6 protein-coding genes are annotated in these 7,980 nt (G+C 69.3%); 4 read left to right on the top strand and 2 right to left on the bottom strand.

The annotated features are described in order from the left end of the window. From AD428_RS18750 to AD428_RS18740, 3 genes are all read left to right on the top strand, one after another. Nucleotides 1–498: chalcone isomerase family protein (locus AD428_RS18750; protein WP_082308494.1), on the top strand; the 498-nt coding region annotated here is incomplete at its 5' end. A 29-nt stretch (nt 499–527) separates the two neighbouring features. Next, a complete protein-coding gene (locus AD428_RS18745; RefSeq protein ID WP_053246191.1) occupies nt 528–2,210 on the top strand; it encodes an AMP-binding protein in 1,683 nt (560 codons plus the stop codon). Nucleotides 2,211–2,495: 285 nt separating this feature from the next. Continuing rightward, the gene (locus AD428_RS18740; RefSeq protein WP_053246190.1) at nt 2,496–4,598 is read left to right on the top strand and encodes a TonB-dependent siderophore receptor; all 2,103 of its coding nucleotides are present in this window, start codon (nt 2,496–2,498) and stop codon (nt 4,596–4,598) included. 46 nt (nt 4,599–4,644) lie between these two features. Here AD428_RS18740 and AD428_RS18735 read toward each other — a convergent pair whose 3' ends face one another. Together AD428_RS18735 and AD428_RS18730 are read right to left on the bottom strand one after the other, a co-directional pair. Next, nucleotides 4,645–6,213: a sulfatase-like hydrolase/transferase gene (locus AD428_RS18735; RefSeq protein WP_053246189.1), complete on the bottom strand. Its 1,569-nt coding sequence runs from the start codon at nt 6,211–6,213 to the stop codon at nt 4,645–4,647. Nucleotides 6,214–6,223: 10 nt separating this feature from the next. Then, nucleotides 6,224–7,198 (bottom strand): Bug family tripartite tricarboxylate transporter substrate binding protein, encoded by a 975-nt coding sequence (locus AD428_RS18730; RefSeq protein WP_053246188.1) that lies wholly within the window; start codon nt 7,196–7,198, stop codon nt 6,224–6,226. A gap of 250 nt (nt 7,199–7,448) precedes the next feature. Between AD428_RS18730 and AD428_RS18725 the strand changes: the two genes are divergently transcribed. After that, nucleotides 7,449–7,964, top strand: coding sequence for a MarR family winged helix-turn-helix transcriptional regulator (locus tag AD428_RS18725; RefSeq protein WP_053246187.1), 516 nt, complete (start codon nt 7,449–7,451; stop codon nt 7,962–7,964). Nucleotides 7,965–7,980: the final 16 nt, after the last annotated feature.

The following is a 7,980-nucleotide window of genomic DNA, read 5'->3' as shown; positions in this document are numbered from 1 at the left end:
GTCGCGGGCGTGGCCGTTGCGCCTGAGGTGCAGGCGCAGGGCCAGACCCTGGCGCTGGTCGGCGCGGGCCTGCGCAGCAAGTTCATCGTCAAGGTCTACGTGGCGGCCCTCTATGCCGCCCGGCCCGGCCGCGACGCGCGGGCCCTGATCGAGAGCCCGGCGCCGCGCCGCCTGCGCCTGCAACTGCTGCGCGACGTCGATGCCGCCACGCTGGACGAGGCGCTGCAGGAGGGCCTGCGCGACAACACCGCCGCAAACGAACTGGCCGCGATGCAGCCCTCCGCCCGGCGCCTGACCGGCCTGCTGACGGCCCTGGGAACGCTGCGCGAGGGCGACGTGATCGACCTGGACTTCGACGCGCGGGGCGTCGAGGCCGCCCATGGCGGCAAGCCGCTGGGCCGCATCGACGACCCCGCGTTCGCGCGCGCCCTGCTGCGCGTCTGGCTGGGCGACAAGCCCGCCCAGTCCTCCCTCAAAAAGGCCCTGCTCGGCGGCTAGGGCCGGCCGACACTAGGAATCCGCGCCCCATGGAAAGAATCTGGCTCAAGAGCTATCCGCCCGGCGTTCCCGGCGAGATCGACCTGGACCCGGCCGCCACCCTGGTTTCGCTCGTGCGCGACAGCTGCGCGCGCTTCGCGGCGCGGCCGGCGTACCTCAGCATGGGCCGCACCCTGACCTATGCCGGGCTCGACGGGCTCACGCGCGATTTCGCGGCCTGGCTCAGGCAGCAGGGATTGCGCAAGGGCGACCGCGTGGCCCTCATGATGCCCAATCTGCTGCAGTATCCGGTCTGCCTGTTCGGCATATGGCGCGCCGGGTGCGTGGCGGTCAATTGCAATCCGCTCTACACCGCGCCCGAGCTGCATCACCAACTGGTCGATTCGGGCGCCCGCGTCATCGTGGCAGCCGAGAACTTCGCCGCCACGCTGCAAGCCGCCTTGCCCGGCACGGCGCTGGAGCGGGTGGTGCTCACCTCCATCGGCGAGCTGCTGGGGCCCGTCAAGGGACGGCTGGTGGATTTCGCGGTGCGCCGTGTCAAGCGCATGGTGCCGCCCTTCCACCTGCCCGAAGCGGTGCGCCTGCGCGCCGCGCTGCGCGCGGGCGCGGCCGCGCCTTTGCGCGAGCCCGAGCTTGCCCAGAGCGACCTGGCCTGCCTGCAATACACGGGCGGCACCACCGGGGTTGCCAAGGCGGCCATGCTGTCGCACGGCAATCTCATGGCCAACGTGAGTCAGGCTCATGCCTGGGTGGCGCCCCTGGTCCGCGAAGGCGAGGAATGCATCGTCACGGCGCTGCCGCTCTATCACATCTTCGCGTTGACGGCCAATTGCCTGACTTTCCTGAAAATCGGCGCCAGCAATCTGCTCATCGTCAACCCGCGCGACATCTCCGGCCTCATACGCGAAATGTCCAGGACGCCCTTCAGCGCGTTCACGGGCGTGAACACGCTCTTTAACGCGCTCCTCAACCATCCGCAGTTCGCCAGCCTGGACTTTTCGCGCATGCGCCTTTCGATGGGCGGCGGCATGGCCGTGCAGCGCGCCGTGGCCGAACGCTGGCGCGCCGTCACGGGGCGCTCGCTGGCGCAGGCTTACGGCCTCACCGAAACCTCGCCGGCGGTGACCATCAACCCGCTGGACGTGCAGACGTTCACGGGCTCCGTGGGGCTGCCCGTTCCTTCCACCGACCTGTCCGTCCGCGACGACGAAGGACGCGAGCTCGGCATCGGCGAATGCGGCGAAATCTGCGTGCGCGGGCCGCAGGTCACGCGCGGCTACTGGAACCGCCCCGACGAAACCGCCCTCGTCATGCATCCCGACGGCTATCTGCGCACAGGCGACGTGGGCTATGTGGACGAGAACGGCTACGTCTTCCTGGTGGACCGCAAGAAAGACATGATCCTGGTGTCGGGCTTCAACGTGTACCCCAACGAGGTGGAAGATGCCGCCGCACTGCATCCCGGCGTGCTCGAGGTGGCGGCCGTGGGCGTGCCCGACGAGCGCTCCGGCGAGGCGGTCAAGCTCTATGTGATCCGCCGCGACCCGGCGCTGGACGCGGAAACGCTGATCGCCCACTGCCGCACCCAGCTCACCGGCTACAAGGTGCCCAAGTACGTCGAGTTCCGCGACGCGCTGCCGCGCTCCAGCATCGGCAAGATCCTGCGCCGCGAGCTCAAGCCCGAAGCCGCCGGGTCGGCCGCCCGACCCTGATCGCCGGGGCCCSGCAGCGTCCGACGCGCCGCGCCGTCCCGCGGCCGGGCGCTGTCGCATCCGCCCGACAGTGGGGCGCGCGCCAGCACCCGGCCGCGGGACGGCGCAAGCCCTTGAAAGACAATCGCTTTCATCCCCCGGACCAGGCGGACCGGCGGTTTTTTTTACATCTGCTTGCCCGGCCGGAACGCCGCAATGATTCCTTCTACGGTTGAGACTCATTACGATTGCCATTCGCAATAATTTCAGATTATTCCGAAGGCAACACCGCTTCTGGAGCTCCCCATGCCGTTTTCCTCCCATCCCTCCCCGCGCGGGCTGCAATGGGCCGCGCTGGCCGCCTGCCTGGCCGCCGCGCCCTTGCGGGCGCAGACCGCCGCCGACGCGACCACCGTGCTGCCCGCCGTGCAGGTGACCGCCACGGGCGAAACCGCCACCGGCCCGGTGCAAGGCTATTCCGCCTCGCGCAGCGCCGCCGGCACCAAGACCGACACGTCCCTGGCGGAAACCCCGCACGCCATTACCGTCATTCCCCTGGACCAGATCGTCGACCAGGGCGCGCAGAACGTGCAGGACACCATGAACTACGCGGCGGGCGTGCGCCCCAATGCGTATGGCGTGGACAACCGCGGCGACTATGTGCGGGTGCGCGGCACCGAGCCGGTGCAGTACCTGGACGGCCTGCGCCAGTACATCGGCAGCAACAATCCGCGCACCGAGGTGTACGGCCTGGAGCGCGTGGAGATCCTGCGCGGGCCGGCCTCGATGCTCTACGGCCAGGGCAGCACCGGCGGCGTGGTGAACCTGGTCAGCAAGCGCCCCCAGCCCGAGGCCATGCGCGAAGTCGGCGTCAGCGTGGGCAATTACGACCGGCGCGAGATCCGCGCCGACCTGACCGGCCCGCTGACCGAGGACGGGCAGTGGCTCTACCGCATCGTGGCGCTGGGCCGCGACAGCGGCACGCAGATGCAGCATACCGACGACGACCGCCTGTACGTCGCCCCTTCCCTCACCTGGCGGCCCAGCGCGGCCACCTCGCTCACACTGCAGGCCAGCTGGCAGAAAGACCGGCTGGACTCCACCCAGGGATTCCTGCCCTGGGACGGCACCGTGCAGGAAAACGTGAACGGCCGCATTCCGACCCGCCGCTTCACCAGCGAGCCCGACTTCGACAAATACGACACCGAGCAATTCAACGTAGGCTGGCTCTTCGAGCACAAGTTCAACGACAACTGGACCTTCCGCCAGAACTTCCGCAATAGCGTCAGCCGGGTCGATTACGAAAGCATGTACCCGAACGTGTACGGCGCGGCCCGCGGCAACCCGTATATCGACGCGGCGCAGCAGACCGTGGACCGCTACTTCTACATCAACAGGCCGCACATGCGCACACTGCTGGCCGACCAGAACGTGGAAGGCCGGGTGCGCTGGGGCGCCACCGAGCACACGGTGCTGGTGGGCCTGGATTACTCCCGCTTCCGGCAGACCAGCCAGAGCGCGAGCGGCCTGGGCACGCCGCTCAATCTCTACCACCCGGTCTACGGCAACCTGCCCGATTACGCGCTGTCGGACGCGCCCAAGCAGAAACAGCAGCAGATCGGCTTCTACGCCCAGGACCAGATCCGTTTCGGCCGCAACTGGATCGTGGTGGCGGGCATTCGCCGCGACCGCGCCGACAGCACCACCGAAGGAGAAAACCGCGAAACCGACTTCGCCACCACCAAGCGGTTCGGGATCATGTATGCGGCCGACAACGGCTGGTCGCCCTACCTGAGCTACAGCGAATCGTTCACGCCGATCGCGGGCGCGGACTTCTACAACCAGCACTGGAAGCCCATGCGCGGCAAGCAGTACGAGGCCGGCATCAAATACATGCCCGCCGACGGCGCGCTGTCGTTCACCGCGGCCGCCTATGACCTGCGCGAAAAGAACCGCCAGACCAACGACCCCGACAACCCCCAGAACCAGGTCCAGACCGGCAAGACCCGCACGCGCGGCGTGGAACTGGAACTGCGCGGCCGCGTCACCAAGTCGGTGGACGTGATCGCAAACTACATCTACACCGATATCGACCCGCAACTGGAAAGCCTGCCGCGCCACATGGCATCGGTATGGAGCAAGTACCGCTTCAACGTGGCCGGCATGGAAGGCTTCGCCGTGGGCGCGGGCGTGCGCTGGCTGTCGGCCTTCCGCGACGGCGGCGCACCGGAAACGCCCTCGGTCACGCTGTTCGACGCCATGGTCAGCTACGACCACGGCCCGTGGCGCTATGCGCTCAACGTGAACAACATTGCCGACCGCAGCTACGAAACCGTCTGCCTCGACCGGGGCGACTGCTTCTACGGCGCGCGCCGCACGGTGATGCTGAGCGGCGCCTATCGGTTCTAGGCGCGCCATCTTCCGGGCCGGAACGCCGCGCGGCGTCCCGGCCCGCCTACCACTGTCCGAAAAACACGCCCGCCCGCTTGTGGGCGTTGGTGCCGCGCGCCACCGCCTCGTCGCTGATGGTGGTGCGGACGCGGCCGCGCAGCATCCATTCCAGCAGGCGGTGGCGCAGCTCGTCGCGCACGCCGGCGTGCGCCGAGCTCGCGCCCAGGTCCTGGAACTCTTCCGGGTCGGCGTGCAGGTCGTACAACTGCTCGGGCTCGTCCAGCCAGTACACGTAGCGCCAGCGTTCGGTGCGCACCGACCAGGCCCGCGCGTTGCGCGGCGTCTTGCCGCGGGCCAGCCGCGCCTGCCGGAAGCTGTAGTCCAGCTCCGAGAACACGCAGTCGCGCCAGCCCTGCGGCTGCGCGCCGCCGTGCAGCAGGTCCTGCAGTTCGCGCCCTTCGAGCCGGTGCCAGGGCCGGGGCACGTCCAGCGCGCGCAGCACGGTGGGCGCCAGGTCCACGCTCTCGACCATGTCGTCCAACGCCCGGCCCCGCGTGGCGTCGGCCGCCGCCGAGGGGTCCATCACGATGAAGGGCACGCGCTGCACCGTGTCGTAGAACAGCTCCTTCTCGCCCAGCCAATGGTCGCCCAGGAAATCGCCGTGGTCGGCCGTGAACACGATGAGCGTATTGCGCATCAGCCCCGCGCCCTCCATGTAATCGAACAGGCGGCCCAGGTGGTCGTCCAGCTGCCGGATGAGGCCCTGGTAGGCCGGCCGCACCGTGCGCACGCACTCGTCGCGGGAAAAGCTGACGCTCTCCTCGTGCTGGCGGTACGCCGCCACCACGGGATGGGCCTGCTCCAGCTCGGCACGGTTGCGCCGCACCGGCAGGCACTGGTCGGCCGTGTAGCGCCGGTGATAGGGATCGGGCGCCATATAGGGCCAGTGCGGCTTCACGTAGCTCAGGTGCAGCACCCAGGGCTGCGAACCGCGGCGCTTCATGAAATCCAGCGCCTGGCCGGTCATGTAGGCCGTCTCCGAATGCGCCTCCGCCACGCGCGAGGGCAGATGCACGTTGCGCATGTTCCAGCCGCTGACCACCTGGCCCGAGGCGTCCACGCCGGCAATGACGTAGTCCGTCCATGGGTCGGGACTGTCGTAGCCGTGCCGACGCAGATAGGCCGGATAGCCGCTCTCGGCGCCGGGCTCGTGATGGCCGTCGTAGCGGTCCAGCTCCACGAAGCCGCCGCGTTCGAGCAGCACGCCCAGCTCGGAAGCGCCGTCGATCGACAGGCGCTCCATGCCCGCCCGGTCCGGAATCACGTGGGTCTTTCCGGCCAGGGCCAGCTCGCGCCCCTGGCCCGCCAGGTATTCGCCCAGCGTGATTTCGTTGATCGACAGCGGCACGCGGTTCCAGGTGGCGCCATGGCGCGAGGGATAGCGGCCGGTGTAGAAGCTCATGCGCGACGGGCCGCAGACGCCCGAGTTCACGAAAGCGCGGTCAAAGCGCACGCCGCGCGCCGCCAGCGCGTCCAGGCTGGGCGTTTCCAGATAAGGATGGCCATAGCAGCTCAGGTGGTCGGCCCGCAGCTGGTCGGCCATGATGAACAGCACATTGCGCACCTCGCTCATGCCCGTCCCCTCATTGCTCGGCCTTGAAACCGGATGCCCGCACGACCGGCTCCCATTGCTTGCGGTAAGCCTCCAGCGCGGCGGCGGTGTCGGCCGGGCCGGCCGACACCGGCTCCAGGTACGCGGCCCGCACCGCCTCCTGCAGGGCCGGCTCGCGCAGCGCCTCGGCGATGTCGCGGCCCAGACGCTCGACCTTGGCCTGCGGCATGGCGGCCGGCGCGAAAAAGGCGTTCCAGCCGTCGGCGGCCAGGTCCACCCCGGCCTCGCGGAACGTGGGCACGTCTTCGAGATCGGGGTCGCGCGTCTGGCCCGAGGTCGCGAGAATGCGGATCTTGCCGGCGCGGTGCTGCGGCAGCAGCGTGTCCAGCGTGTCGATGCCCTGCGGCAGGATGCCGCCGATCAGCTCGGAAATCAGGGGCGCGGACCCGCGGTAGCCCACCACTTCCGGCGTCTGGCCGAGCGCGCGCCCCAGCATCAGGGCGAAGAAATGCGGCAGGCTGCCGGTGGCCGGCACGCCCACGGCGAACTCCCCAGGGTGGGCCTCGAGCGCCCGCCGCAAGCCGGCCACGTCCTTCACCGGCGAGCTGGCCGCCACCGCCAGCGCGAACTTGTACCGGCTCACGAGCGAAACCGGCTTGAAGTCGGCCCTGGCGTCGTAGCCGGGCTTGTCGTAGACCAGCGGCGCCACCACCATCACGGCCGGATTGGCGAGCATCAGCACGTTCTGCCGCGCATCGGCCGCGCGCAGCCCCTGGGCGGCGATGCGTCCGCCCGCGCCGGTCTTGTTCTCCACCACCACCGACACGCCCACCCTGTCCTTGAGGCGCTCGGCCACCAGCCGCGCAATGCGGTCGGAACTGCCGCCCGGCGGGTAGCCCACCACGATGGTCAGCGGTCCGTCCAGGGGCGGGGACGACGCCTGGGCATGGGCCGCGGGCGCGGCGGCCAGCAACGCCAGCGCACAGGCCGCGGCCCATTTCTTCATACGTTCTTGCATGGTCTTCTCCTTGGGGGCCGCGCCGTCCGGGCCGGCAAGCGGCTTATCGTTCCGGCATGGGCGCGATGGCTTTGTCCATGCCTGGCCCATTCGCAAATAGGCAAAATGAATTTAGCAATGCGGGCTTTTGTTGATCTAATCCAGTACTTTCCATAACGACATGCATGCCTGCCCGCCGCCGGCGCGGCCCCATGCGCGACGGGAGCGCCCAGGGCGGCGCGATCCGAGAGGAGACGCCATGACCTCGCCCTCCCAACCCTGCCTGTCCGACATGCTGATGTACCGGCTGTACCAGGCCTGGTCCCAATCCAACCCGGTATTCGTGCGCCTGTGCGAAGGCCGCTTCGGCATCACGCGGCGCGAATGGCGGCTGCTGGCCTGCGCCGTCGAAGGCGGCATCATGAGTTCGGCGGAGCTGGCCGCCGCGGCCAAGCTCGATCTGGTGCGCACCTCCCGCACGCTGGGCGCGCTGTGCGAAAAAGGCTGGGTGCGCCGGCTGCATGCCCAGGCCGACCGGCGCGTGGTGCTGGTCGAGGCCACCGAAGAAGGACGCAGCCGCTACCGCGCCCTGCTGCCCGAGGTGGCGCGGCTCAATGACATGCTGGTGCAGGACCTCAGCGAAGCCGAGGTCGGAATGCTGCGCGACTTCCTCGGCCGCATCGAGCAGCGCGGCCGGCGCATGGCCGAAGAGAACATCGTCACCGACAAGGCCAGCCGCCGCGCCGGCGGCACGCGGCGGGCCCAGTACGCCTAGGCGTGCGGCGAGGGTT

This window comes from Achromobacter sp. DMS1, from assembly GCF_001270295.1.
This window is presented reverse-complemented; position numbering and strand designations above follow the sequence as displayed.

Coding starts and splice junctions, on each gene's coding strand:
- AD428_RS18745 (WP_053246191.1), top strand. CDS start 528: ATGGAAAGAATCTGGCTCAAGAGCTATCCGCCCGGCGTTCCCGGCGAG.
- AD428_RS18740 (WP_053246190.1), top strand. CDS start 2,496: ATGCCGTTTTCCTCCCATCCCTCCCCGCGCGGGCTGCAATGGGCCGCG.
- AD428_RS18735 (WP_053246189.1), bottom strand. CDS start 6,213: ATGAGCGAGGTGCGCAATGTGCTGTTCATCATGGCCGACCAGCTGCGG.
- AD428_RS18730 (WP_053246188.1), bottom strand. CDS start 7,198: ATGAAGAAATGGGCCGCGGCCTGTGCGCTGGCGTTGCTGGCCGCCGCG.
- AD428_RS18725 (WP_053246187.1), top strand. CDS start 7,449: ATGACCTCGCCCTCCCAACCCTGCCTGTCCGACATGCTGATGTACCGG.